Annotated in this window: 15 protein-coding genes; 3 read left to right on the top strand and 12 right to left on the bottom strand. The window is 71.3% G+C overall.

The features are described from left to right. Positions 1-224 precede the first annotated feature (224 nt). The 12 genes from FLL47_RS34385 to FLL47_RS34330 all read right to left on the bottom strand — a co-directional run bounded on the left by FLL47_RS34385 (position 225) and on the right by FLL47_RS34330 (position 21,820). The gene (locus FLL47_RS34385) at positions 225-1,724 is read right to left on the bottom strand and encodes a glycoside hydrolase family 99 protein (RefSeq protein ID WP_222106323.1); all 1,500 of its coding nucleotides are present in this window, start codon (positions 1,722-1,724) and stop codon (positions 225-227) included. A gap of 28 nt (positions 1,725-1,752) precedes the next feature. Then, on the bottom strand, positions 1,753-4,587 hold the full coding sequence (locus FLL47_RS34380; protein ID WP_144126823.1) for a PQQ-dependent sugar dehydrogenase: 2,835 nt from the start codon (positions 4,585-4,587) through the stop codon (positions 1,753-1,755). 78 nt (positions 4,588-4,665) lie between these two features. Further along, positions 4,666-6,780 carry a ThuA domain-containing protein gene (locus FLL47_RS44390; protein WP_144126822.1) on the bottom strand — a complete coding sequence of 705 codons (2,115 nt, stop codon included), beginning with the start codon at positions 6,778-6,780 and terminating at the stop codon, positions 4,666-4,668. Positions 6,781-6,840: 60 nt separating this feature from the next. After that, on the bottom strand, positions 6,841-10,116 hold the full coding sequence (locus FLL47_RS34370; protein ID WP_144126821.1) for a discoidin domain-containing protein: 3,276 nt from the start codon (positions 10,114-10,116) through the stop codon (positions 6,841-6,843). 324 nt (positions 10,117-10,440) lie between these two features. Further along, positions 10,441-13,584 carry a fascin domain-containing protein gene (locus FLL47_RS34365; protein WP_246159034.1) on the bottom strand — a complete coding sequence of 1,048 codons (3,144 nt, stop codon included), beginning with the start codon at positions 13,582-13,584 and terminating at the stop codon, positions 10,441-10,443. Between the two features lie 194 nt (positions 13,585-13,778). Next, complete coding sequence (locus tag FLL47_RS34360; RefSeq protein WP_144126820.1) at positions 13,779-14,861, bottom strand: polyprenyl synthetase family protein; 1,083 nt, start codon at positions 14,859-14,861, stop codon at positions 13,779-13,781. Positions 14,862-15,102: 241 nt separating this feature from the next. Continuing rightward, the gene (locus FLL47_RS34355) at positions 15,103-16,476 is read right to left on the bottom strand and encodes an alkaline phosphatase family protein (protein WP_144126819.1); all 1,374 of its coding nucleotides are present in this window, start codon (positions 16,474-16,476) and stop codon (positions 15,103-15,105) included. Next, positions 16,473-17,591, bottom strand: coding sequence for a metabolite traffic protein EboE (gene eboE / locus FLL47_RS34350; RefSeq protein ID WP_144126818.1), 1,119 nt, complete (start codon positions 17,589-17,591; stop codon positions 16,473-16,475). Before eboE ends, FLL47_RS34355 begins: the two co-directional genes overlap by 4 nt. Beyond that, the gene (locus FLL47_RS34345; protein ID WP_144126817.1) at positions 17,591-18,439 is read right to left on the bottom strand and encodes a TatD family hydrolase; all 849 of its coding nucleotides are present in this window, start codon (positions 18,437-18,439) and stop codon (positions 17,591-17,593) included. The genes eboE and FLL47_RS34345 overlap by 1 nt, the downstream gene beginning before the upstream one ends. Further along, positions 18,439-19,743 carry a TIM barrel protein gene (locus FLL47_RS34340; RefSeq protein ID WP_144126816.1) on the bottom strand — a complete coding sequence of 435 codons (1,305 nt, stop codon included), beginning with the start codon at positions 19,741-19,743 and terminating at the stop codon, positions 18,439-18,441. The genes FLL47_RS34345 and FLL47_RS34340 overlap by 1 nt, the downstream gene beginning before the upstream one ends. Further along, a complete protein-coding gene (locus tag FLL47_RS34335; protein WP_144126815.1) occupies positions 19,740-20,582 on the bottom strand; it encodes an SCO3242 family prenyltransferase in 843 nt (280 codons plus the stop codon). The genes FLL47_RS34340 and FLL47_RS34335 overlap by 4 nt, the downstream gene beginning before the upstream one ends. After that, a complete protein-coding gene (locus FLL47_RS34330) occupies positions 20,579-21,820 on the bottom strand; it encodes an inositol-3-phosphate synthase (protein ID WP_144126814.1) in 1,242 nt (413 codons plus the stop codon). The genes FLL47_RS34335 and FLL47_RS34330 overlap by 4 nt, the downstream gene beginning before the upstream one ends. 416 nt (positions 21,821-22,236) lie before the next feature. On the opposite strand from FLL47_RS34330, the gene FLL47_RS34325 reads away from it, so the two are divergent. The 3 genes from FLL47_RS34325 (at position 22,237) to FLL47_RS34315 (ending at position 25,363) form a co-directional block, all read left to right on the top strand. Further along, positions 22,237-23,406 carry a ThuA domain-containing protein gene (locus FLL47_RS34325; RefSeq protein WP_144126813.1) on the top strand — a complete coding sequence of 390 codons (1,170 nt, stop codon included), beginning with the start codon at positions 22,237-22,239 and terminating at the stop codon, positions 23,404-23,406. A gap of 146 nt (positions 23,407-23,552) precedes the next feature. After that, the gene (locus FLL47_RS34320; RefSeq protein ID WP_246159048.1) at positions 23,553-23,903 is read left to right on the top strand and encodes an STAS domain-containing protein; all 351 of its coding nucleotides are present in this window, start codon (positions 23,553-23,555) and stop codon (positions 23,901-23,903) included. Beyond that, the gene (locus FLL47_RS34315; protein ID WP_144126811.1) at positions 23,900-25,363 is read left to right on the top strand and encodes a trehalose-6-phosphate synthase; all 1,464 of its coding nucleotides are present in this window, start codon (positions 23,900-23,902) and stop codon (positions 25,361-25,363) included. The genes FLL47_RS34320 and FLL47_RS34315 overlap by 4 nt, the downstream gene beginning before the upstream one ends. The last annotated feature ends 40 nt before the right edge of the window (positions 25,364-25,403 follow it).

The following is a 25,403-nucleotide window of genomic DNA, read 5'->3' as shown; positions in this document are numbered from 1 at the left end:
CTAGTCAGGCACTTCGAGCTATCGAAATCCTATAGGATATTTCCTAGATGTTTACTCGGTCACGTACCGGCAGTCAAGCCCCCATCCGTAACGACCTGATCGAACATGGAAATAGGAAAACGCTTTCTACGCAAGGCTTCGCCGCCCTCGCGTAACAACCGCGAGAACGGCGAAGTCCACTGTGGTGGACGGACCGGGTCGAGGCCTCCAGTCCGCCCACCGGGTCAACCGGGGATGATGTCGAACTTCTCCCATCCGCCGATGGCGGTGCGGTTGGCGACGAGCGCCGCCGCGCCCGCGTTCTCGGCTGAGACGTAGCGGTTGTTCGCGGTGGCCAGCAGGCTGACGCTGCCGTCGCTGTTGGCCACCACCCGGAACGTCTCCCAGGCGCCGGACGCCGCCGCGTTCGCGATCAGCGGTGCGGCGTTGTCGGCGTGCACGAACCGGCTGTTGATCCGGGCGCGCAGCGCGATGAGGCCGCCGCCCAGGTCGATGCGGTCGAACTGCTCCCACGGGCCGACGGCGGTGCGGTTGGCGACGAGCGGGGCCGCGCCCGCGTTCTCCGCCGCCACGTACCGGTTGTTGACGCGGGCGCGCAGGCTCACCACGGTCGAGGTCGTGGGCGGCGGCGGGTTGTAGCGGTCCACCCAGTACTTCGTGCGGGTGAGGTAGGCCGTCTCGGCCGCGGTGCCGGTGAGGCCGTACGCGCCCGAGTAGGTCTGGTAACCGTTGCCGGCGGGCGGGTTGGCGCTCGCCGGTTCGATGACCGAGCCCTCGTGCCACTCGTTGAACGAGGTGATCGACACCCAGCTCGGCGGGCCGCCGTTGGCCGCGGCCAGCACGTTGCCCCACTCGCGGTCGTAGGTCGCCCCGTTGTCCCGCCCCAGCGTGGGCGTGGTGTTACCCGGCACCGCCCGGTCGTCGATGTAGCCGGGTCCCACGGACGGGGCCCAGATCAGGCCGTTGGCCTTGCAGAAGGCGTTGGCGTTCGCCCACCCCGGCGCGGTCGCTCCGGCGATCGCGTCGTAGGTGTACATCCCGCCGAAGCCGGCCACCTTCGAGGTGTCGGTCGTCTGCGCCAGGATGATGTTGCCGCTGCGCAGCGGCGCGATCGGGGCCCAGTCGGTGATGCGCAGGCTCTCGAACACGTAGAACGCGGGCCGGTTGCCGTGGGCGGCGTCGCGGTAGTACGCCGCGTGCGAGCCGTACCGGCTGTTGAGGTAGTTGACGTCGGCGACGGTGGACGCGGCGGTGCGCCCGGCATAGGGCTCCATGTGCCAGGCGACCTTGATGCCGTACTGGTTCGCGGCGTTGAGCACGCCGGGGACCAGGCGGTCCTCGTAGGAGTTCTGGCCCCACCAGCTGTAGACGATCACGCCGACGCCGGCCTGGGCGATCCAGGCCATGTGCTGGTTGACGGCCCCGGCGTAGTCGCCGGAGTCGTACGCGCCGAGCTTCGGGTACAGGTTGGCCCCGACCGCGTTGGGTGGCGTGAACCCGCCCTGCTGCCAGTGCCGGTAGGAGCCGTTCACGGCGGGGCTGCCGTACCAGGAGTAGTAGAAGATGTGCACGTTGGACGCCAGCGGTGCGGCGGCCGCTTGCGCCGCCGCGGTGACGGGTGCCGCCACCGGCGGGGGCGCCGACGCCGCGGGAGTCCCCGCGAGCGCCAGCGCCAGCCCGACGGCCGGCAGCAGGACGGACCAGGTCCGCCTGATGCGTTTCATGATCTTTTCCCTTCCGGGTCGATCAGGTTCACTGCGTGACGAGGTCGAACTTCTCCCAGGGGCCGATGGCGGTCCGGTTGGCGATCAGCGCGGCGGCGCCGCTGTTCTCGGCGACCACGTACAGCCCGTTGACGTTCGCGCGCAGGCTGATGCTGCCGTCGGAGTTGTTGACCAGCGTGAACGTCTCCCAGGCCCCGGCCGAGGCCCGGTTGGCGATCAGCGCGCCCGCGCCGCCGTTCTCCGCGCAGACGAACATGTTGTTGGCCTTGGAACGCAGGCCGTAGTTGCTGCCGCCCAGGCTGACCAGGTCGTACCGCTGCGTGGCGCCGACGGTGGCGGAGTTGGCGATCAGCGCGGTGGTGCCGTTGGCCGCCGTCACGTACTGGCTGTTGACCCGGGCCCGCCACGCGACCACGGGGCTGGCCGGCGGGGCGCCGGTGGCGAAGGTGAACGAGTCGACGTCGAACAGGTTGCCCGCGCCGCCCTTGAACACCAGGTAGAGCGTGGTCGTCCCGGACGGCGCGCCGGCCAGGTTGGCGGTGACGTTGGTGAACGTCTCCCAGCTGCCGGTCACCGGCACGGTGGCGGTGCCGAGCAGGGTGCCGGTCGCCGAGCCGGTGCGCACCTCGATGGTGCCGCCCGCGCCCGCCGAGGAGACCCGCGCGGTGAACTGCGTCGCGTTGCCCACGATGTACGGGTTGTACGCGATCCAGTCGTTGTTCTCGATGTAGCCGGCGGTGCGCCCGCCCTCGGCCGCCGCGTGGTCGGCCGGCTGCACGCCCGAGGTCGTGCCGTAGTGCTCACCCTGGCGCTTCTTCGGCTGCAGGGTGCGGGTGCTGCGCGAGGTCAGCCCGCCGTTGTCGGTGTAGGCCGCGTCGATGACGCCGAAGATGTTCGCCGCGGCGTCGTGCTCGCCGTCGACCGGGATGGTGATGGTGCCCGTGCAGCCCGTCTTCGAGGTGATCTGGTGCGCGTGGCTGTCATGGCCGAGCGAGTAGGTCACGGTCACCCGGGCGCAGTTGATCGCGCCGTCCTCCGGGTCGCTGACGGTGACCGTGAACGGCACCGTGTCGCCGAAGGTGAACAGCTGGCCGTTGCCGGGGGTGGTCAGGTTGATCGTCGGGGCGGCGTTGCCGACCGTGACGACCAGGCTCGCCGTGCCGGACAGGCCGCCCGGGTCGGTGACCCGCAGGGTCGGGGCGTACGTGCCGTTGGTGTTGTACGTCTTGGTCGGGTTGGCCGCCGTCGACGTGGTGCCGTCGCCGAACGTCCACAGGTAGCTCAGCGCCCCGCCCTCCGGGTCGGAGCTGCCCGCCGAGGAGAAGTTGATGGTCAGCGGACTCGGACCGGAGGTCCTGTTCGCCGAGGCCACCGCGACCGGGCTGCGGTTGCCGCCGCCGATGTACTCCACCCGGAACAGCCCCTGGTTGTTGGCGCCGGTGCCGTAGTCGAGCACGTACAGCGCCCCGTCGGGGCCGAACGCCATGTCCATGACCTGGGTGCCGGTCCACGGGAACGCCGAGATCTCGCCGGGCGTGCCGTCGCCGTTGACCGCGATCGCCTTGATCCAGCGCCGGCCGTACTCACCGGCGAAGTAGCGCCCGTCCATGGACTGCGGGAACTTCACCGTCGAGGTCGACGACGCGTTGAACCGGTACACCGGGCCGCCCATCGGCGACTCGGAGCCGCCGCCGAACTCCGGCGGGGTGCCCGCGTCGCCGCCGTAGCGGATCCAGCTGGGCCGGGCGGCGGGCAGGGTGGCCTGGCCGGTGTTGCGGAACGAGTTGTTGGCCGCGCCGCCGCCGCAGTTGTACTTCGCGCCGGTGGCGTTGGTGGAGAAGTTCCACTCGTTGTAGGTCTCGCTGGTGGTGTTGGTGCCCGTGCAGTACGGCCAGCCGTAGTTGCCCGCCGAGGTGATCCGGTTGAACTCGACCTGCCCGTTGGGGCCGCGGTTGGCATCGGTGGTGCCCGCGTCCGGGCCGTAGTCGCCGAGGTAGACGACGCCGGTGGCCTTGTCCACGCTCATCCGGAACGGGTTGCGGAAACCCATCGCGTAGATCTCGGGCCGGGTGTTGGCGGTGCCCGGCGCGAACAGGTTGCCCGACGGGATGGTGTAGCTGCCGTCGGCCTGCGGCTTGATACGCAGCAGCTTGCCGCGCAGGTCGTTGGTGTTGGCCGAGGACCGCTGCGCGTCGAACTGCGGGTTGCGGTTGGTGCGCTCGTCGATCGGGCTGTAGCCGGCCGACTCGAACGGGTTCGTGTCGTCGCCGGTGGTCAGGTACAGGTTGCCCGAGGCGTCGAAGTCGATGTCACCGCCCACGTGGCAGCACTGCCCGCGGTCGTTGTCGACCTGCAGTGTGATGCGCTCGCTGCCGACGTTGACGGTGTCGTCTGCGTTGAGGGTGAACCGGGACAGCCGCAGGTGCCCCTTCCACGGCGCGAAGTCCGCCGCGGTGCCGGTGACCGGGGCGTCGCCGCCGGGGGTGGTCAGCGGCGGCGAGTAGTAGACCCAGACGTAGCGGTTGGTGGCGAAGTTCGGGTCGACCGCGATGCCCTGCAGGCCCTCCTCGTCATGGGTGTACACGGACAGCTTGGCGGCCTGCTTGGTGTTGCCGTTGACGTCGGTGACCCGGATCGTGCCGTCCCGGGCGGTGTGGATCACCGAGCGGTTGGGCAGCACCGCCAGCGACATCGGCTCGCCCAGCTCGGCCGAGCCGGTCGCGAGGGACACCTGCTGGTAGTCGGCCGCCGGGATCGGGGCGGCCTGGGCGGCGGGCGCGCCCGCCGCGACGGACACCGCGACGCTCGCGGCGAGGGTGGCGGCCGCGGTGAACCACAGCCGCCATCGAGGGATCTTCCTCATGGGCTTCCTTCCGGGGGGTGGGGGTGCCCCGGCGCGCAGGGGCGTGCGCGCCGGGGATGGGACGGAACTGAAGATCAATCAATTTCCGTAGACGTCGAGCTCCCAGATCGAGTAGCCGTACTGGGTGAGGGCGCGCTGGGTGCCGTTGACGCGCACGTAGCGGCCGGTGCCGGTGACGTTCACGTCGTCGATGCCGCCGTCGCTCGTGGTGGTCGAGTGGACGGTGGTCCAGGTGGCGTTGTCGGGCGAGGTCTGGATCTGGTACGCCCGGCCGTAGGCCGCCTCCCAGCTGATCCGGACCCGGCTGATCGCCTTCGACGCGCCGAGGTCGACCGAGATCCACTGCGGGTCGGCGTAGGCGCTGCCCCAGCGGGTGCCGGTGTTGCCGTCCACGGCGTTGGCGCCGTTGTGCGCGCTGCCGGTCTCCACGCTGGACACCGTCACCGGGCGGTTGCGCGACAGCAGGACCGGCCCGGTGCCTGCGGGGGTGCCGTAGACGTTGAGGTCCCACAGCGAGTAGCCCCACTGGGTGGCCCGCTGCGTGCCGTTCATGCGCACGTAGCGGCCGGTGCCGGTCAGGGTCACGTCGTCGACGCCGCCGTCGCCGGTGGTCGTGGAGTACACGGTGGTCCAGGTGCTGTTGTCGGGCGAGGTCTGGAGCTGGTACGCCCGGCCGTAGGCGGTCTCCCAGTTCAGCCGGACCCGGGTCAGGTTGTGCGACTGGCCGAGATCCACCGTGATCGACTGCGGGTCGGCGTACAGGCTGCTCCACCGGCTGGCGGCGTTGCCGTCGACGGCGTTGGCCGCGACGTTGCCGCCGGCCTCGGTGCTGGAGGCGGTGACCGGCTTGCCCTGGGCGACATCGGTGGCCGGCGGCTGGCTGCCGTCGGTCTTGATGCGGATGTTGCGGTAGTTGATGTCCGCGCCGGTGCCGTCGTTCTGCACGCCGATGTAGCCGTTGGCGATGGCCCGGGTGCTGTTGTAGTCGTTGATCTTCACGCCGTTGAGCCAGATCTCGACCCGCTGGCCGTGCAGGCCGATCTCGTAGGTGTTCCACTGGCCCGGCGGGTTGAGCGCGGCGGCGCGGGCGGTGGTGTTGGGCGCCTGGAAGCTGTACACGCTGCCGGTGGTGCGGCTCGGGTCGGCGTCGGTGGCGTCGATCTGGATCTCGTGTCCGGCGTTGACCGGGCCCCATGGGTCGTTGAGGGGGTCCGGGAAGCCGATGAACACGCCGCCGTTGTCGTCGCCCGGCATCATCCAGTCGACCTTCAGCGAGTAGTTGCTGTAGGTGCGCACCGGGAACCACAGCAGGCCCATGCCGCCGAACGAGGTCAGCGTCTCATTGGCCAGGGTGAACCCGCCGGGTCCGGCCATGCGCCACTGGTTGAGGCTGTTCTGCGTCCCGTCGAAGATCGCGGTGTAGCCGGTCTCCGGGCGGCAGTCGGCGGGCTTGGACCCGGCCGCGATCTGGATGCCGCCGAGCAGCATGGTGCGGAAGTTCGCGTCGGTGTACGTCTCCTCGGTGTGGCCGAGGCCGGTGTACCAGGAGCGCCCGCCGCCGTAGTTCTGGCACCAGGTGATCGGGTGGTCGCCCATGCTGCCGCCGGTGTACGACGACTCGATCAGGCTCGCGAGGACCTTCACGTTGGCCCGCGGGTTGGCGCGGTAGTTGTACCACTCGTCGGTGCGCGTCCAGGTCGGCGGCAGGTGCGAGGTGGAGATGTTGGACCGGTCCTCGACCCGGATGGTGGCCTGCTGGGTCGCCGGGTGCGAGGAGAAGTAAGCCCCGACGAGGCCGCCGTACCAGGCCCAGTCGTATTCGGTGTCGGCCGCGGCGTGCACGCCGACGTAGCCGCCGCCCGCGGCGATGTAGCTCTGGAACGCGGTCTGCTGGGTCGCGTTGAGCACGTCGCCGGTCGTCGACAGCCAGATGACCGCCTGGTACTGCGCGAGGTTGGCGGTGGTGAACTGGTTGGCGTCCTCGGTCGCGGTGACCGTGAAGCCGTTGGCGGTGCCCAGGGCCTGGATCGCGGCGATGCCGTTGGGGATGGCGGAGTGGCGGAAGCCGGCCGTCTTGGAGAAGACCAGCACCTTGGTCAGCGGCGCGGCCTGCGCCGTGGCAGGCAGCGCCAGCGCCGCCGACCCGACCGCCAGGGCCAGGCCGGTGAGCAGGGACAGAAACCTTCTGCGCATCGTTGCTCCTTGTCGAAGAAGCGCCGGAGGCGACGGACGGCCGCCTCCGGCGCGAGAGGGTCAGGACCCGTAGACGTCGAACTCCCACAGCGAGTAGCCCCACTGGGTGGCCCGCGCCGTGCCGTTGATCCGCACGTAGCGGCCCGAGCCGCTGACCGCGAGGTCGTCCACCGCCCCGTTGCCGGTGGTGGTGGACGAGATCGTGGTCCAGCTGCTGTTGTCGTTGGAGACCTGCACCTGGTAAGCGGTGGCGTACGCGGTCTCCCAGTTCAGGACGACCCGGCTGACGTTGCGGGTCTGGCCGAGGTCCACGGTGATCCACTGCGGGTCGGCGTACAGGCTGCTCCACCGGGTGGTGGTGCTGCCGTCGACCGCGTTCGCCGCCACGTTGGCCCCGGCCTCGGTGCTGGACACCGTCACGGGCCGGTTGCGCGACAGCAGCGTCGCGCCGCTCGCCGGGGTGCCGTAGACGTTGAGGTCGAACAGCGAGTAGCCGTACTGGGTCAGGCCGCGCTGGGTGCCGTAGACGCGCACGTAGCGGCCGGTTCCGGTGACGTTGAGGTCGTCGACCCCGCCGTCGCCGGTGGTCGTCGAGAACACCGACGTCCACGCGCTGTTGTCCGGCGACACCTCGACCCGGTAGGCCCGCCCGAACGCGGCTTCCCAGTTGATGCGCACCCGGTTGACCGCGTACTGCTGACCGAGGTCCACGGTGATCCACTGTGGGTCGGCGTAGAGGCTGCTCCAGCGGGTGGCGGCGTTGCCGTCGACCGCGTTCGCGGCGACGTTGGCCCCGGCCTCGGTGCTGGACGCGGTCACCGGGCGGCCCTGCGCCAGGTCCTGGCCGCCGCCCGGCGGGGTGCTGCCGACGCCGCTGCCGATGAACGTGTAGCTGTCCACGTCGTACAGCGCGCCGGTGCCCGTGCCGGTGAACACCAGGTACAGGTCGTGCGTGCCGTCGTCGGGCCTGGTCACCGGGGCGGTGACCTCGGTGTAGTTGTCCCAGCCGCCGGTGCCGGGCACCGCGATCCGGGCAACCTCGGGGCCGGTCGTGGAGTCGTACCGGAAGGACAGCACGCCGCCCGTCCCGGCTGAGGAGACCCGGGCCTTGACGCTGGTGATGCCCTTCAGGCTGACGCCGTGGTGGCGTACGCTCTCGCCGTTCTGGATGTCGCCCAGCCGCTTGCCGCCCTCGGCCGCGGCCTGGTCGACCACCTTGGGCCCGTTGAGGGTCACGTAGTGCTCGGCCTGCCACTGCTTGGGCCACAGGGTGAGCTGCTGCTCGCCGGTCAGCGGCACGGTGCCGGTCGCGCCGCGGTCGGTGTAGCTGCCCCGGACCACGAAGAACTGCACCGCGTCGAGCCCGGCGTGGATCGGGCCGGTGTTGAAGGTGAAGCCGCAGCCGGTGCCCTGGCCCTCCTCGTGCGCGTGCTCCTGGTGCCCGAGCGCCACCCGCACCACCACGTTGCCGCAGGCGATGGTGCCGTCCTGCGCGTCGGTGGACGCCGCGGTCGCGGTGACGTTGTCACCCCAGCCGTAGATGCCGCCGTTCGGGATCGCGCCGACCGTGGTCACGGGCCGGTTGTTGCCGACCACGATGGGGATGGTGACGCTGCCGGACCGGCCGGTGCCGTCGTTGACGGTCAGCCGGGCCCGCTTGTCGCCGACCGTGGTGTACGTGTACGACGGGTTCGCCGCGGTCGAGTCGGTCGTGCCGTTGCTGTCGAAGTCCCAGGCGTAGGTCAGCGGGTCGCCGTCGGGGTCGTTGCTGCCCGCGCTGGAGAAGGTCACCGCGAGCGGGGCCAGCCCGTTGTCGCGGTTGGCGGTGGCGACGGCGGTCGGCGAGCGCCCGCCCGCCACGTAGTTGATTTTGTACAGGCCTGCGGCGGCGTCGCCGGAGAAGTAGCCGTTGCCGTATTCGAGCAGGTAGAGCGACCCGTCGGGGCCGAACTCCATGTCGATCGGGTGCACCAGCTGCATGCCGGAGACCACCGGCTCGATGATCGTGGGGTTGCCGGTGACCGGGTTGCCGTTGTCGAACTGGACCTCCTTGATCCAGTTACGGCAGTACTCCGTGATGATCAGCTTGTTGTCGTAGTAGGCCGGCCACTTCACCGTGGAGTTCAGGTTCGGGTTGTAGTGGTAGACCTCGGCGTGGTTGGGCGAGCCGCAGCCGCCCGGGTTGTCCAGTGCGGGCCATTCCCGGCTGCCGCCGTGCTGCTCCCATACCAGCGCGCCCTTTGTCGGCGGGAGCTGCTGCAGGCCGGTGTTGCGCGGGGAGTTGTTGACCGGGCCGGTGCTGCCGCCGCACGGGAACCAGCCGCGCGGCGCGTTGGCCGCGAAGTCCCAGTCGTTGTAGGCGGTGTTCGGGCCGCCGCAGTAGGGCCAGCCGTAGTTGCCGGGGCCGGTGGCCCGGTTGTACTCGTCGTAGGCGGCCGGGCCCCGGTTCGGGATGGTCGCCCCGGCGTCGGGTCCGACCTCGCCCCAGTACAGGGTGTTGTTCGCCTGCTTGTCGACCCAGATCCGGTACGGGTTGCGGTTGCCCATGGTGTAGATCTCGGGCCGGGTGTTCGCCGTGCCCTGCGGGAACAGGTTGCCGGACGGGATCGTGTAGGTCCCGTTGTTCTCCGGGTGGATCCGGTTGATCTTCCCGCGCAGGTCGTTGGTGTTGCCCGAGGTGCGCTGCGCGTCGTACTGCGCGTCGCGCGAGGTGCGCTCGTCGATGGGGGCCATGCCCGCGGAGTCGCCGCCGGAGTTGGTGTTGTCGCCCACCGCGAAGTACAGGTTGTTGTTGCTGTCCCAGGTCATCGAGCCCGCGGAGTGGCAGCACAGCCGCCGCTCGGTGGGCCACTCGATGAGCTTGGTCTCGCTGGCCGCGTCGAGGACCAGGGTGGTGTTGTTGAAGGTGAACCGGGAGATCCGGTTGACCAGCGGCGTGGCCACCGGCGAGTAGAACAGGTAGACCCAGCGGTTCGTGGCGAACTGCGGGTGCAGCGTGATGCCGATCAGGCCGTCCTCGAACCGGGCGTCGAGCTGCAGGGTCAGCGCCACGGTGGTGGAGCCGGTGGCCGGGTTGTAGAGCCGGACCTGGCCGCCGCCGGAGCTCGTGCCCCGGTTGATGTAGAGGACCTTGCCGTCGGGCAGCACGGACAGTTCGATCGGCTCGCCCATGGACAGCCCGCCGTCCAGCTTCACCTTCTCGAAGCTGGAGGTCGGGGGCGGCGCGGCGGCGGCCGGCGCGGGGGTCGCGACGACGTTGACGACCGCGGCCGCCACGCTCGCGAGCATCATCAGGGCCAGGCCCGCGGCCAGGCGCGGGCGGGTACTTCGAGGCATGGGTCGCTCCGGATCAGTGGGGGTCGGCTGGTGCGGGACGGGGAGCCGAAGGAACGCACGACCGTCCCGGCGACCGGCCACTGATCAGGCGCGGAGCACGGTGGATCTCGGCGATGGGTGCCATGACGCGTTCCCTCGGGGTCGGGTGTCCGGGTGGTCCGCGGCGCGCCGCCCGTGGAGGCGGAGCGCCCGGTGCCAACCCGGGCCACCGGTCTGCCGCGGTGTGCCGCGGAAGACCGGACGGTCGGCTCGGAGCCGGGTCGCCGAATGCTCGGCTCCGAAGTGGCGGTGCGGGGGCCGGACCAGGTCCGGCCCCCGCGGGGGTCAGAGTGTGATCATTTCGAATTTCTCCCAGGGGCCGATGGACGCGCGGTTGGCGATGAGCGCCGCAGCGCCGCCGTTCTCGGCCACCACGTACTGGTTGTTGACGGTGGCCCGCAGGCTCACCGTGTTGTCGGAGTTGCGGACCAGGGCGAACGTCTCCCAACTGCCGGCGGAGGCCCTGTTCGCGAGGAGCGGGTTCGCGCCCGCGTTCTCGGCGCAGACGAACTGGTTGTTCGACCGGGCACGCAGCGCGATGTTGCCGCCGCCGAGGTCGCTCACCTGGAACTGCTGTGCCGTGCCCACCGTGGTGGAGTTGGCGATCAGCGCCGTGGTGGCGTTGGCGGCGGTGACGTACTGGCCGTTGGCCAGCGCCTTCAGGGCGACGTAGCCGGTGGCCGGGGGTGTGCCGCCGGTGGTGATGCGCAGCGCGTCCACGATCGCCACGGCCGTGGCCTTGTTGACGATCCGGATGGTGTGCTGGCCGTTGGTCAGGCCGGTCTTCGACCAGACCACCGCCTGCGCCTGCCGGGCGCCGGACACGTACAGGTTGACGTTGGCCTGGAACACGTTGTCCAGGTACACGTCGACGTTGCCCATGTCGCCGTTGCGCTCGGACAGGTATTCGACCCCGGTGCCGGTGAACGTGTACGAGGCCGCCGCGTTGACGGTGTTGGTGTGGTGGGTGTCGTCGTTGTAGTCGCCGTAGCCCCGGGCGGTGGTGTGGTACCAGCCGGCGTCGTAGGTCAGGTCGGTGTCGTTGACCATCCCGCCGCCACCGCCGCCGCCGGGCGTGCCGAGGCCGAGGGTCGACGCCGTGTTGAGCAGCGACTTCTGGCCGTTGTTGGCGGTGCCGGTCAGCGTGGTGGCGGTGTAGCCGGTCAGCGGCTTGGCGGTGCGCTCCACCACGTACACCGTGTTGGCGGCGGTGGCGAAGCTGACCTCGGCCGCCGACGATGTGGTGATGATCGCGTTGTCGGAGGTGCGGCGCACCCGGACCTGCTGGGTGCCCCACGGGTTGACCACGGTGGCGTTCTTGCCGAACTGGCTGCGCAGCCCGACGTACTTGATCTCACCGGCCTCGCGCTCCGAGCTGACCAGGAAACCGTCCTTGGCCAGCAGGGTGAACTTGCCGACGAAGGAGGACGCGGTGGGCGGCGCGGGGAACACCCTGATCTTGTCGTGGTAGCTCTGCAGCAGCGACTCGTTCATGGCGACCAGGTGGATGCCGAGGTACTCGAACACCCCGTTGGTGTTGTTGGTCATGCCGTTGGGGTAGTTCTGGTAGCGCTGCAGCATGGTGCGCATGCCGTTGAACGCCTGGTCGCCCAGGCCGAGGCGGGCCGCCTGCGCGTGGTCGTTGGCCCACACGTTGGCGTACGGGTTGGGCCGCACGTTCCACGTGTTGACCGCGGTGTTGTAGTCGGCGAAGCCGATGCCGGTGCGGTCGTACGGCCAGATCAGCTCGGCCGACACGTTCTCCCCGTTGCGCACCGGCGACGACGGCGGGTCGTGCGGCAGGTAGGCGTTGTTGCTCAGCTGGTACGGCCAGAGGTTGTCGACCAGGTTCTGCCAGCCTGCGCGCAGCCCGCTGTCCAGGCCGAGCTGCGTGCTCACCTGGATGGTCAGCGGCGCGAGCAGCCGCACCGCGGCCAGGTCGGTGATCGCGTTGCGCACGTCCCAGTAGGTCTCGTGGGCATTGCTGTTGACCATCTGGTACTTGCCGTTGATCAGCTGGAACCGGTTCTGGTAGAAGCGCAGCGCGTCCTTCATGTACGGGTACACGGTGTTCTGCAGGTACGCGGTGTCGTTGGTGTACCGGTACTGCAGGTACATGTTGTACGCGGCCTCGGTGCCGGTGGAGTAGATGTCGTTGACGTAGTCACTGTTGATGGTGCCGCGGGCGTTGCCGTCCCAGCCCATCGTCTCGGGCACCCACAGCGAGTCGGTGCCGTACCTGGTCTGCGTGTACGCCTTCAGCGCGGTGTAGTTGCGGCTGTATAGCCGGTTGAACACCGCCATCATGTCGGCGTGGTTGCTGGCCAGGAACGAGTTGTAGACGTCGCGCTGATTCCAGTACCAGTAGCCGTTGCTCCACTTGGTCTGGTCACCGGTCGCCCGGAACACGCCGTTGATGAAGTGCACCGGGTAGTTGCCGTACCCGCCCGCCGCGATCATGTACGTGGACAGGTAGTACACGTTCTCCAGGTAGTCGGCGTCGCCGGTGGCATTCGAGTACTGCACGAACGACTTGCCCCAGAAGTTGTGCCACCAGTTCTTGTAGTTCGTGAACGTGGTGTTGTAGCCGGTCGACTTGGCCGAGGCGAGCTGGTTCTTGGCCTGGGCGACCGAGTCGAGGTTCGGCGAGTTGATCCGGCTGGCCGCGGTGAACCAGATGGTGTAGCTCGCCGTGGGCGTGATGCTCAGCCGCACCCGGGTGCCGTTGACCACCGAGGCGCTGTAGGACGCGCCCTCGACGGTGGCGGCGAACGTGTAGCCGAAGTTGTTCGGATCGGCCTGGCCGCGGCTGAACCAGGCGGCCGAGGCGTCACTGCCGGTCGACACCGTGCGCCAGGTGGTCAGGTTGGGCACGTCGGCGCTGTTGGAGACCCCGTTCGGGTCCCACAGGCTCAGCTCCAGCGTCGCGGCCGACACGCCGCCACGGGTGTCGTCGACGTGGATGCCCATCACCTCGGAGTTGGGCGAGCCCATGATCGTGACGGTGCGGTTGCTGTCGTACTTCGTGGTCAGCGTGCCGTCGTAGAGCGACAGCCGCTGCTGGAAGGTGCTCGACCCGGCGTCGATGGCCGGGCTGGTGTTGAAGTTGAGCAGACCGGCCGCGAAGGCCGACTGCTGCGACAGGTCCACGCCGGACACCTGCGCGGTGATCCCGTTCTGGGACCAGACCATGGCTCCGGTGCGGCCGTTGCCGACGGTGAGCCCGTGCAGCGGGTTGGTGTTCTGGCGGTTGTATACGAGGTCGTGCTTGGACAGGTAGCCGGCGTAGTTGACGTTGAGGGCGCCGGTGGAGGAGTTGAAGGCGGCATCGGTCGGCGATGCCAGGGCGGGCGCGGCGGGGACGGCCGCGCTCAGGCCCGCGGCGAGGACCGCCGCGAGGGCCAGGCGTAACGACTTGCTGAGGTTCATGGGGGAAAACCTCCGCGAATGTGGGGGCAGAGTTTCGGTCCTGTTACCGAACCGTGTATGAAATATCCTATAGGATAGATGAAGATCAGGTTAAGACATGTCGCTGCTTATATGGAAATTGGTGACCTCAGTGGAAATGTGAGCGATCCTGTTGCTTCGCCGTCATCCCGGTCAGCTCTCCGCGATCTGGTGCCTCACACCGATCTGCTCGCCACGAAGTCGGCCAGCGCCCCCAGCGCCTGCCGCGACTCCTCCGCCACATCCAGGAACTCCAGCGCCCGCAGCGCCTCGGCGCGGGCCGCCGCGATCCGCTCCTCCACCGCGGCCAGCGCCCCCGACTCCGCCATCACCGCACGCACCCGCGCCGCGCCCGCCTCGTCCAGACCCGCAGCCCCCACGTGTGCCGACAGCACCGCACGCGATCGGACATCCCCCCGCGCGAACGCCTCCGCCAGCAGCGTCGTCGGCTTGGCCTGGCGCAGGTCGTCCAGCACCGACTTGCCGGTGCGCGTCGGATCGCCGAACACCCCCAGCACGTCGTCACGCAACTGGAACGCCTCCCCCAGCGGCTCCCCGAACGCCGCCAGCCCGTCCAGCGCCGCGTCGCTCGCCCCCGCCAGCACGGCCCCGATCTGCAGCGGTCGCACCACCGAGTACCGGGCCGTCTTCAGCTGCATCACCCGTGCCGCCCGCTGCCGCGCGCCAGACCCGAAGTCGCCCATCGCCTGCGCGACGACCTCCAGGTACTCCCCCGCCACCGCCTCGGCCCGCATCACCGCGAACAGCCGCTGCGCCTGGGCCAGCCGCACCGGCCCGGCCGGGCAGCCGGCCAACAGCTCCTCCGCCCACATCGCGCACAGGTCCCCGCAGAGCAGCGCGGTGTTGCGGCCGAACGAGCGCGCGTCACCGCGCCAGCCGTGCCGCGCGTGCGCCGCGGCGAACTCCTCGTGCAGGGACGGCTGGCCGCGGCGGCGGCTGCCCGCGTCGATGATGTCGTCGTGGATCAGCGCGAAGCAGTGGAACAGCTCCAGCGCCGCGCCCGCGGTCACCGCCGCCTGGTCCTCGCCCCGATCCTCGGGCGCGGCAACCCCGCGCCAGGCCCAGTAGCAGAACGCCGGCCGCAGCCGCTTGCCACCGGTGAGGATGAACCGCCGCACCGTGTCCAGCATCGGCCGCAACTCATCGTCCGGCCACAGTAGCCGCTGCCCGTCCACGAACCCGGCCAGCACCGCGTCGATGCGCGCCGCCAGCGGCGTCGGCGCAGGCGCGAGCGTCACGGCGCACCCCCGGCCCGCACAGGCTCGAACACCCGGCGGCCACGTGTTGCGCCGGTGGGTGCAGAGCAAGCAAATGGGTGCAGAGCAAAGTCACCACACGGGAACTCCACCCGCCCCTCCCACCACCGCACCCCCCACGGGGTGAACCGCAGTTTCGGGGAAACTGCACCATCGACCGCCCGCATTCGCGCAGTTTCCCCGAAACTGCAGGACCGGAGCCGCCCGGCGCGCAGGCGGGGCGTCATGACGGGCCGCCGGACAGGCGGAGGAGGAGGGCTTTCACGTCGGTGGCGGCGATGCGGTCGACGGCCGCGGCGGGGTCGGTGCACAGGAGCACCGGGGCGTCGTCCGGGCCGGGCGGGAGCAGGCCGTGCGAGCCGCGGATCGCGTCCGCTCCGGCGTCCAGGCCGACGACATTCATCCGGTATCGCATACCGAGCTTCTTGCGCACCAGCGCCTTGGCCGCCCGCCCCTTGGCCGCACCCGGACCGGAAGGGTCGAACAGCAGTTCCGCGGGGTCGTAGCCGGGCTTGCGGTGGATCTCCACGTGGGTGGCGAAGTCCGGTGCGCGCTCGTCGTCGAGCCAGTAGTAGTAGGTGAACCAGGAATCCGGCTCGGCCAGCAGCACCAGTTCGCCGCTGCGCTCGTGGTCCAGGCCCTGCCCGGCCTTGCCGGACTCGTCGAGCACCTGCCCGACGCCGGGCAGCTCGGCGCACAGCTTCGCCACTGCGGCGATGTCCGCGGGATCGCGCACGTACACGTGGGCGACCTGGTGGTCGGCGACCGCGAAGGCGCGCGAGGTCCACGGGTCCAGGTATTCCATGCCGTCCTGGGTGTGCACCTGCAGCAGCCCCGCGGCGCGCAGCACCCGGTTGACGTGCACCGGACGGGACACGTCGGTGATGCCGTACTCCGACAGCGCGACGACGGCGGCACCCCGCGCGGCGGCGGCGTCGAGCAGCGGGCCGAGCGTGGCGTCCAGCTCGGCGGCGGCGGCCGCCGCCTGCGGCGCGGACGGGCCGAAACGCTGCAGGTCGTAGTCGAGGTGCGGGACGTACACCAGGGTCAGGTCCGGGTTGCGGGTGGCCATCACGTGCACCGCCGCTGCGGCGATCCAGGCCGAGGAGGCGATGCCCGCGCCCGGCCCCCAGTAGCTGAACAGCGGGAACGTCGGCAGCTCGTCGTGCAGTTCCGCCGGGACGGTGTAGCAGTCGGGGTCCTTGCGGCCGTCGGCGCGGTAGATCGGCCGTGGCGTGATGGTCCAGTCGACGTCCGCGCCCATGGCATACCACCAGCAGATGTTGGCCACGGTGTAGCCGGGCCGGTCCCGGCGCACCGCGTCCCAGACCCGCTCTCCGCCGACCAGCGCGTGGCTCTGGCGCCACAGCAGCACCTCGCCGAGGTCGCGGAAGTACCAGCCGTTGCCGACGATGCCGTGCCCGGCCGGGGTCTCGCCGGTGAGGAAGGTCGCCTGCACCGAGCAGGTCACCGCGGGCACGACCGGGTCGAGCCGGGCGGTGAACCCGCCGGCGAACGCGGCGCGCAGCCGGGGCATGTGCGCCAGCAGCCGGGGCGTCAGCCCGACCACGTTCAGCACGACGAGTGGCTTGTTCACGAGACCCCCAGGGCGGCGAACTGGTCGCGGGCGAAGGCGAGCTCGGCGGCGATGCCCTCGGCCAGCCCGGCGTCGTCGACGGGGCGGGCCGACGGCGGCAGCACGTCCCAGGTGTACGTCTCGACCTCGAAGTGGTCGCAGTCGCTGTTGGTCAGCAGTGCCGCCAGGCCCTCGCGCAGCACCGTGGAGCTGGTGCGCAGCGGTTCGAGCGCGGCGGCGTGCAGCGGCGCGTGGAAGTGGATGCGCCACGGTCCGGGCGCGTCGGAGGCCAGGGCCTGCGGCAGGTCGTCGAAGCGCTCGCCGGCCGAGCTGCGGGTCTGGTGCAGGAAACGCGGTTCGGCGTACGCCGCCAGTACCTGCCGGGCCGCTTCCGGGTCCTCGACCTCCAGGGCCTGCGAGACCTGCACCTTGACCACGGCGACCCCGGCCGCCTTCAGTTTCGCCACCGCGTCGACCGGGTCCTCCCAGCCGCAGGCCAGGTGCGCCAGGTCGACGCAGACGCCCAGGTGCTCGCTGGCCACCGCAGACAGCGCCGCGACGGCCTGGTCGGTGGACTCCACCACGCAGCCTGGCTCGGGCTCCAGCGCGACCCGGATCGGGCGTTCGCCCTGGGCCAGGCCCGCGGCCAGCTCGTCCAGCTGCGCCTTGGCGGCCCGGAAGCGCCTGCGGTCCCACGGCTCGCGCCAGGCCAGCGGCAGCGTCGAGATGGAGCCGCGGGCCGCGTCGTCGGGCAGCAGCTCGGCGAGCACCAGCGCCAGATCCAGGGTGTAGCGCAGGCGACGCGGGTCGGTCCAGTCCGGCAGGTACACGTCGTGCTTGACCACCGGCGCCTGGAACGCCTGGTACGGGAAGCCGTTGAGCGTCACCGTCTCCAGCCCCCGCGCGGTCAGCTCGCGCCGCAGCTTGCCGCGCAGCTGCGGCTGCTCGGCCAGGGCCCGCGCGACCGGGGCGGCCAGCCACAGGCCGAGCCCGAGCAGGTCGACGCCGAGCCGCTCGCGCACCGGCACGGCGAAGCGGTCCAGCTGGGACAGCACCCCGTCGAAGTCCTCCGCGGCGTGCACGTTCGTGCAGTACGCCAGGTGCACCGTCGCGCCGTCGGCGTCGCGCAGCCGCATCACGAACCCCCGCGCAGGATCGAGTTGCCCGCGAAGGTGGCCTCGGTGTCGGCCTCGTCGAGGTCGAGGCGGCCGGACTGGCCGTAGAACTCGACCGGGTTGCGCCACAGGACCCGGTCCACGTCGTCGTCGCTGAACCCGGCCGCCAGCATCGCCTCACCGGTGCGCAGGGTGAGCAGCGGATCGGACTTGCCCCAGTCGGCGGCGGAGTTGACCAGCATCCGCTCCAGGCCGTACTCGCGCAGGATGGCGACCATGCGGTCCGGTGACATCTTGGTGTCGGGGTAGATGGAGAAGCCCATCCAGCAGCCGCTGCCGGCGACCTCGCCGACGGTCGGCTCGTTCAGGTGGTCGAGCACGACCAGGCCGGGGTCGATGCCGGACTCCTTGACCACGTCGAGGCTGCGCCGGGTGCCGACGACCTTGTCCCGGTGCGGGGTGTGCACGAGCGCGGGCAGCCCGTGCGCGCGGGCCAGCTGCAGCTGCGCCGCGAACACCTCGTCCTCCTCCGGCGTCATCGAGTCGTACCCGGTCTCGCCGACCGCGACCACCCGGTCCTTTTCCAGGTAGCGCGGCAGCAGGGCCAGCACCTCGCGGCAGCGCGGGTCGTTGGCCTCCTTCGGGTTCAGCGCGATGGTGCAGTGGTGCGCGATGCCGTACTGGCTCGCCCGGAACGGCTCCCAGCCGATGAGCGCGTCGAAGTAGTCGGTGAACGAGCCGGGGTTGGTGCGGGGCTGGCCGAGCCAGAAAGCCGGCTCGACCAGCGCTCGCACACCGGCCGCCGCCATCCGCTCATAGTCGTCGGTGGTGCGCGAGGTCATGTGGATGTGCGGATCGAAGATGCGCATCAATGCAGCCTCTCCAGGAGGTCGACGGCGTCGTCGGGCATGGTGCGGCCGGCCGCCTCGCGCTCGCGGCGCAGCGCCGCGAGCATCCGGCCCAGCTCGGCGTCGGCCCGTAACGCCAGTCCGTCGACGCCGGACAGCGGCAGGCCCATGAACACGCTCTTGAGCACGCCCTGCCGCCATTCGGCGTCGGGCAGGTCCCGGGCGGCGGGGCCGAGCGCGGCGGCCACCAGCCGGGTGTCGTTGCTGCGCAACGCGTCGCGGACCAGGTCCGGCTGCGGGCAGGCGAGCAGCACCGCCCGCTTCTCGTCGTTGTCGCCGTAGCGGTAGAGCTCCGCGGCCGCGTCCGGGGTGAGCTCGACGGCGCCGAGCAGGCGCACCCGGGCGTCCTCGGCGGCGGCGCGGCCGACCCGGCGGCGGGCCGCGGGCAGCAGCGTCGCGATCGCGGCGGGGTCACGGGCGAGCTGGCCGAGCGCCTCGCCGAGCCACTGTGCGGCGCGCAGGAAGGTCAGTGACCGGGCCGCGACGTCGGGTGCGGCGTGCGAGTGCCGGGGCAGCTCGACGGCGACCAGGCCGCGGTATCCGGTCTCGGCCAGCGCCCGCAGCACCGGCGGAAAGTCGATCTCGCCCGCGCCGAATTCGAGGTGCTCGTGCACACCGCGGCGCATGTCGTCGATCTGCACGTTGACCAGGTGCGGTCCGGCGATACGCACGCACTCGGCGACGTCGGTGGGCTCGTTGGCGCGGCAGTGCCCGATGTCGAGGGTCAGCTTGAGGTCCGCGCCGACCAGCTCGCGCAGCCGCGCCCAGTCGGCGAGCGTCTCGACCAGCATGCCCGGCTCGGGCTCGAAGCCCGCTGCCACACCACGCTCGGCGGCGTAGCCGACGACCTCGGCGCAGCCCTCGGCCAGCAGCTGCCAGGCGACTTCGGCGGACACGTGGGCCGGGCGCACACCCGCCCAGAACGACACCGCCTCGGCGTTCAGCCCTTCGGCGATGTCGATCGCCCGTTTCAGGAAGTCGACCCGGCGGTGGGCGTCGTCGTGCAGGAAGGTCGGCGCGTGCTTGCGCCGAGGGTCGAGCAGGTAGCGCGCCCCGGTCTCCACGACCACGCCCAGCTCCCGCTCGGCGAGCAGCCGCGCGGTCCGGGCGACCTGGTCCTTCACATCCGGGGCGTACGGGTCCAGGTGCGCGTGGTCGAGCGTCAGCGCGACGCCCGCGTAGCCCAGCTCGGCGATGACGTCGAGCGCGTCGGCCAGCCGGTGGTTGGCGAAGCCGTTGGTGCCGTATCCGAATCGCAGGCTCATGTGGGTGACACCATCCTCGCCAGCTTGGCGCCGGCCGGGGCGGCGGTCGCGACCGCGGCTCCGACCAGCGGTTTCCCGTCCCGTGCGATGAGCGCGCCCTGCAGTGCGGGCAGGGAGGTGATCCCTGCCCCGACCGCGGCGCGCACCCGGCCCGCGTCGGGGTGGCGCAGCACCTCGCGCTGGGCCTTGCCGAACCGCGTGGCGTACCAGCCGGCCAGCACCGCGGGCAGCCAGCCGCCGGAGCGGCCCGCGGCGTGCGTGGCCACCGCCGCGGTCGCGGTCATGGTCAGCGCGGGCAGCACCCGGTCGGTGCCGCTGACCTCCCGCCGCGAGAGCGCGGTGACCGCGTAGGTGTGTGCGGCGACGGCCAGTGCGGGGCGGGCGGCCTTGCGCAGGTCGCCGGTGCTCGCGCCGAGCAGCACGTCCAGTCCCCGGCACAGCGCCATGCCGGCCGGCCCGGCCGGGGAGTTCTTCCACTTCACGTCGTAGGCCCACACCGCGCCGGCGAGCAGGCCCGCGGTGGCCAGGGTGCGCTTGCCGCCGCTGGCCGCGGCCAGGGCCAGGCCGGCCACGGTGAGGCCGCCCGCCACGGCCAGCGCGGTGTCGGCGCTGATCCGCCCGGACGGGATGGGCCGCTCGGGCCGCTCGACGGCGTCGAGCTCCCGGTCGGCCCAGTCGTTGGCGGCCATGCCGCCCCAGTACAGGCAGACCGACGCGGCCGCGATGCCGGCGGTGCGCGCGTCCAGCGTGCCGGCGGCGGTCGCCCCGGCGATCGCGTCACCGGGCACCGACAGCGCAGCCGGTGCGCGGACCAGCTGTGCCAGATCGCGCAGCTTCATGACGTTTCGCCGTCCGGCTCGGCCGGGCGGATGGGTGCTTGCGCCTCGGCGCGGGCCTGCGTGTCCGGGCCGCCCGGCGCGTCCGCGGCCACCGGCTCGTCGCCGGGCACCTGCCAGCTCTGCACCCAGCTGCACAGGTCGCGCCACTGCTCGGCCAGGCCGTGCGGAACCTCGCCGATCGGGTCCTTGAAGAAGAAGGCCAGCTCCGGCAGCGGGCCGGAGCGGCCCAGCCGGTGCGCGGCGGCGGTGAGCCGGGCCAGGTCCAGCACGAGCGGCGCGGCCAGCGCCGAGTCGCAGCCGTGCCAGGTGAACTCGAGCCGCATGCGGCTGCCGAGGAAGCCGCTGAAGGTGATGAGGTCCCAGGCGGTCTTCAGGTCGCCGATGTCGGGCACGTAGTCGATGCGGGTGTGCCCCTCCGGCTCGTAGCCGAGCGTCTCCCGCAGCACCCGCTGCTTGCTGGCGACCTTGGCCGCGTTGGCCTCCGGCCGGGCCAGCGTCGCGCCGTCGCCGCCGCCGAGCAGGTTGGTGCCCGACCAGGACCGCACCTGCAGGTTGCGCATCGCGAACATCGGTGCGAGCACCGACTTGAGCAGGGTCTCGCCGGTCTTGCCGTCGCTGCCCGCGTACGGCACGCCGTGCCGCGCCGCGAGCTGGTCGAGCGCGGGCAGCCGGGCCCCGGTGGACGGGGTGAAGTCGACATAGGAGCAGCCCGCGGTGAACGCGGCGTAGGCGTACCGGGCGCTGGGCGGCAGCACCTGCTCGTGGTGCAGTGCCGCGGCGAGCGCGGCGGCGTCGGCGAACGCGGGATGGTCGGCGGGTATGGCTTCGGTCGAGGACACGTTCACCACGACGACGCGGGCGAGCCCGTGGCGTTCGCGGAAGTCCACGAGATCGGCGGCGATGCGGCTGATGGTGTCGTGCTGGGTGGTCCCGTCGGGCGCGTGCCGCACGTCGGGTTCGACGGCGGCCAGCTCGTCGGTGACGGCGGCGACCACCGCCGCGGGCAGCACGCCGGCCGCGACGAGCGAGTGTGCCTTCTTTACGAGGGCCACACAGGACACGTCGTGGCCGCCGAAGACCAGGTCGGATAGGGCCGGTAGCGCCGGGTGGCGCAGCGGGGGCAGTTCGGTGACGCAGCCGACCGGGTCGGCGAGCGAGGCCCGCACCGCCAGCGCGCCGACGATGCTGGTGACCGCGACTGAGCCGCGGGCGCCGACGAGCCAGATACCAGTACGCACAGGGCCTCCTGTAACGCGTTCGTGGCGGCCATATTAAATCTAGATCTGCAAAAGTTTCTAGATAGAAACACGTACTTTTTTCTGATCTAGCAAAAGTTTCGTGCGAATGAGCAAATCAGAGGATCGCGGGGCGGAAAGTTGTCGAGGCAGTCTTCCCCCGTCCGACAGATTCCTATAGGATTCGACGTCGATAGATATCGGAACCGAGTTTCGGCGACCGGCTCCGGTTCGCGGGTGAGAACCCGGGAATGCCGTCAGCAGGGGCGTGCCCACGCCCCCGAGGACGCGCCATGTCTGGTCGCCGAACCCCTGCGTGGCCTTCGCCCGCGCGTACGGCTGTCCCGACCCGCGCGCCTCACGGCGTCCGCCGGTCCGCACCCGCCCACCGCGCTACCCTCATCGAAGGAGCGAGCCACATGCGAAAACGCGTACTGTCCCTGGTCGCCGGCCTGGCAACGGTCCTGGCGACGACGCTGTTCGCGCCGGCGACCCCCGCGTCGGCCGCCCCGCTGACCAAGGTGCTGGTCTTCTCGAAGACCGCCGGCTTCCGCCACTCGTCCATCCCCAACGGCATCGCCGCGATCCAGGCACTCGGCAGCGCGAACGGTTTCACGGTGACCGCCACCGAGGATGCCGGCCAGTTCACCGCGGCGAACCTGGCCCAGTTCCAGGCCGTCATCTGGCTGTCGACCACCGGCGACGTGCTCAACGCGACCCAGCAGACGGCGTTCCAGAACTACATCGCCGCGGGCGGCGGCTACGTGGGCGTGCACGCCGCATCCGACACCGAGTACGACTGGCCCTGGTACGGCGGGCTGGTCGGGGCGTACTTCCACTCCCACCCCGCCATCCAGAACGCGCAGTTGCGCGTCGAACCGCCGGTCAACGTCTCGACCGCACATCTGCCGGCGACCTGGACGCGCAGCGACGAGTGGTACAACTACCGCACCAACCCGCGCTCGGCCGTACGCGTGCTGATGAACCTCAACGAGGGCAGCTACACCGGCGGCAACATGGGCGACCACCCCATCACCTGGTGCCAGAACTACGGCGGCGGCCGGGCCTGGTACACCGGCCTCGGCCACACCGAGGCGAGCTACACCGACAGCAACTTCACTCGCATGCTGCTCGGCGGCATCCAGATCGCCGCCGGCGCGGTCGCCGCCGACTGCTCCCCGGGCACGCCCCCGGCCCCCGGGATCAGCCTGCGGGCGCGGGCCAACAGCAAGTTCGTCACCGCCCCCAACGGCGGGGCGGGCGCGCTGATCGCCAGCGCCAACGCCGCCGGCAACGCCGAGCGGTTCGAGATGATCGACCGGGGCGGCGGCAACATCGCGCTGCGTGCCCTGGTCAACGCGCGTTACGTCTGCGCGGACAACGCGGGCGCGAACCCCCTCATCGCCAACCGGACCGCGGTCGGCGGCTGGGAGACCTTCGCACTGATCCGCAACTCCAACGGCTCGGTGAGTTTGCGGGCCCAGGCGAACGGGAAGTACGTCGTCGCAGAGAACGGTGGCGCGGCGGCCTTGATCGCCAACCGCACCGCGATCGGCCCGTGGGAGCAGTTCGACCTGGTCAGCCCATAGTTCTGGGGGGCCGGCCACCCGGTGAAACCGGGTGGCCCGCCCCCGCTTGGGGATTTGTCACACAACTGTCATCGTTTCCAGGGTTATCTGCGCGCCGGGTGGGGAATGGCTGCACTCACCGGCAAGGAGGTTTCCAGGTGGAAGACATGGTCCCGGCGACCGCGGCACAGGCAGTGCCGTTGGTCGAGGTACAGGTCAAGGGCGATCTGGATGCGCAGGCCGCACCGGAGTTGCACCGTCTGCTCGAAGAGGCGTTGGCACTGCGTCCCCAGCAGATCGTCGTCGACCTGGCCGACTGCGACACGATCGACGCGGCGGGGATCCTGCTGCTGATGGACACCCACCGGCGCGCGGTGCGCGACGGCGGCGCCGTGGCCCTGCGCTCGCCGTCCGAGCGAGCCCGGCGCGCGCTGCGGCTGGCCAAGGTCGACCGGATCATGCAGCTGTTGCCGTATGCGAACGTGGCGCTGACCCCGGCCGGGCAGGTGGTCCTGTGACCGCGCGCTACGACCTGATCGTGGCCGGAGACCGGGTGCCCGCCGCAGACCCCGACGACAGCAGCGACCACGTGGACGTCGCGCTGGCCTCGCTGCGCCCCTTCGTGGCGGCACACGGCGGCGCCTGGGCGGCCGTGCCCGACGGCGTGAACCCGCCCGACCCCGACGCGCTGCACGTCGACGCCGACACCGAGGACGCCCGACTGGGCGCGGGCCTGCTGCGCGCGCTGTACCACCACCAGCCCGCCGAGTTCCCGCCCGGCTGGTTCGAGGCGTACGAGCAGGCCAACATCGCCATCGCCGACGCGGTGGCCGGGTCCGCGGCGCTCGGCGGCACGGTCTGGGTGCACGGCCACCAGCTCCAGCTGCTGCCGCGCCTGCTGCGCCGGCTGCGGCCCGACCTCGCCACCGCCGTGCACCTGCACAGCGCGTTCCCGCCCGCGGAGTCGTTCGCCCGGCTGCCCGAGCACCGCGAGCTGCTGGCCGGCCTGCTCGGCGCAGACGTCGTCGCGCTGCCGCACCGCCGCGCGGTGGACAACCTGCTCGACCTGGCCGGTCGTGTGCACGGCCTGCCGGTGCGCGACAACCAGATCGCGGTCGGCAACCACCGGGTTCGGGTACTGGCCTGCGCGCTGCCCGCCGACACCGCCGGTATGCGGCGGCTGGCCCGGCTGCCGCAGGTGCGCGAGCGTGCCGCGCAGATCCGCGACGCGATGCGGGTCGACGGGCCGGTGCTGCTGTCGATCGCCGGCTGGGATCCCGCCGACGCCGTCGAGCAGCGCCTGCACGCGTTCGACCGGTTCCTGGCCGAGCACCGGCCGGAGCCCGGCACGGTGTCGCTGCTGCACGTGGCGTGCGGCGACCCGTACACCCCCGACGAGCTGGAACAGCGAGAGCGGGTGGACCGCCTGATCGCGAAGATCAACGGCACCCACGCCAACGTGGGCCAGGCCGTGGTGCACTACGTGCGCGACAACCCCGACCGCCGCGAGCTGGCCGCGCTGTATCTGGCCTGCGACGGTCTGCTGGCCACCCCGGTGCACCACGGCGCGGTGAACCTGGCGCACGAGTTCGTCGCGGCGCGCGGTGCGCGTGGCGCGACCGTCGTGCTCAGCGAGCTGACCAGCGACGCCGCGGAGGTACTCGGGGCGATCGTGGTCAACCCACACGACACGGCCGCCTACGCCGACGCCGTCGCGGCGGCCGTGGGGCGATGCGGACCCGCGCCGCTGGCCGGTCCGGCACCTGCCGACCCGGGCATGGACAGCTGGGCACAGCACGTGCTCGCTGTGGTGCGCGCCCGCGCCTCGGTGGTTCCCGTCCAGGTGGGCGCCCGCCCGCGGCGGCTGCCGGCCACCCCCGGCCACACCCGGCCCGCCTTCCCCGACCGCGCCGAGCACCCGGGCACGATCCCCGGCGGCGCACCCGGACGCACCGCGTCCCGGCCGGGCCGGCCGTGAGCGACGCCCGCCGCCCGGAGGGATCCGGGCGGCGGGCGGC

Origin of the sequence: Catellatospora sichuanensis, assembly GCF_007483665.1 — a bacterium.
GTDB classification, from domain to species: domain Bacteria; phylum Actinomycetota; class Actinomycetes; order Mycobacteriales; family Micromonosporaceae; genus Catellatospora; species Catellatospora sichuanensis.
This window is presented reverse-complemented; position numbering and strand designations above follow the sequence as displayed.

What these genes read in the sequence shown, in the direction of transcription:
- FLL47_RS34385 (WP_222106323.1), bottom strand. Translation starts at nt 1,724, where the DNA reads ATGAAACGCATCAGGCGGACCTGGTCCGTCCTGCTGCCGGCCGTCGGG.
- FLL47_RS34380 (WP_144126823.1), bottom strand. Translation starts at nt 4,587, where the DNA reads ATGAGGAAGATCCCTCGATGGCGGCTGTGGTTCACCGCGGCCGCCACC.
- FLL47_RS44390 (WP_144126822.1), bottom strand. Translation starts at nt 6,780, where the DNA reads ATGCGCAGAAGGTTTCTGTCCCTGCTCACCGGCCTGGCCCTGGCGGTC.
- FLL47_RS34370 (WP_144126821.1), bottom strand. Translation starts at nt 10,116, where the DNA reads ATGCCTCGAAGTACCCGCCCGCGCCTGGCCGCGGGCCTGGCCCTGATG.
- FLL47_RS34365 (WP_246159034.1), bottom strand. Translation starts at nt 13,584, where the DNA reads ATGAACCTCAGCAAGTCGTTACGCCTGGCCCTCGCGGCGGTCCTCGCC.
- eboE (WP_144126818.1), bottom strand. Translation starts at nt 17,591, where the DNA reads ATGCGGCTGCGCGACGCCGACGGCGCGACGGTGCACCTGGCGTACTGC.
- FLL47_RS34345 (WP_144126817.1), bottom strand. Translation starts at nt 18,439, where the DNA reads ATGCGCATCTTCGATCCGCACATCCACATGACCTCGCGCACCACCGAC.
- FLL47_RS34340 (WP_144126816.1), bottom strand. Translation starts at nt 19,743, where the DNA reads ATGAGCCTGCGATTCGGATACGGCACCAACGGCTTCGCCAACCACCGG.
- FLL47_RS34335 (WP_144126815.1), bottom strand. Translation starts at nt 20,582, where the DNA reads ATGAAGCTGCGCGATCTGGCACAGCTGGTCCGCGCACCGGCTGCGCTG.
- FLL47_RS34325 (WP_144126813.1), top strand. Translation starts at nt 22,237, where the DNA reads ATGCGAAAACGCGTACTGTCCCTGGTCGCCGGCCTGGCAACGGTCCTG.
- FLL47_RS34320 (WP_246159048.1), top strand. Translation starts at nt 23,553, where the DNA reads ATGGTCCCGGCGACCGCGGCACAGGCAGTGCCGTTGGTCGAGGTACAG.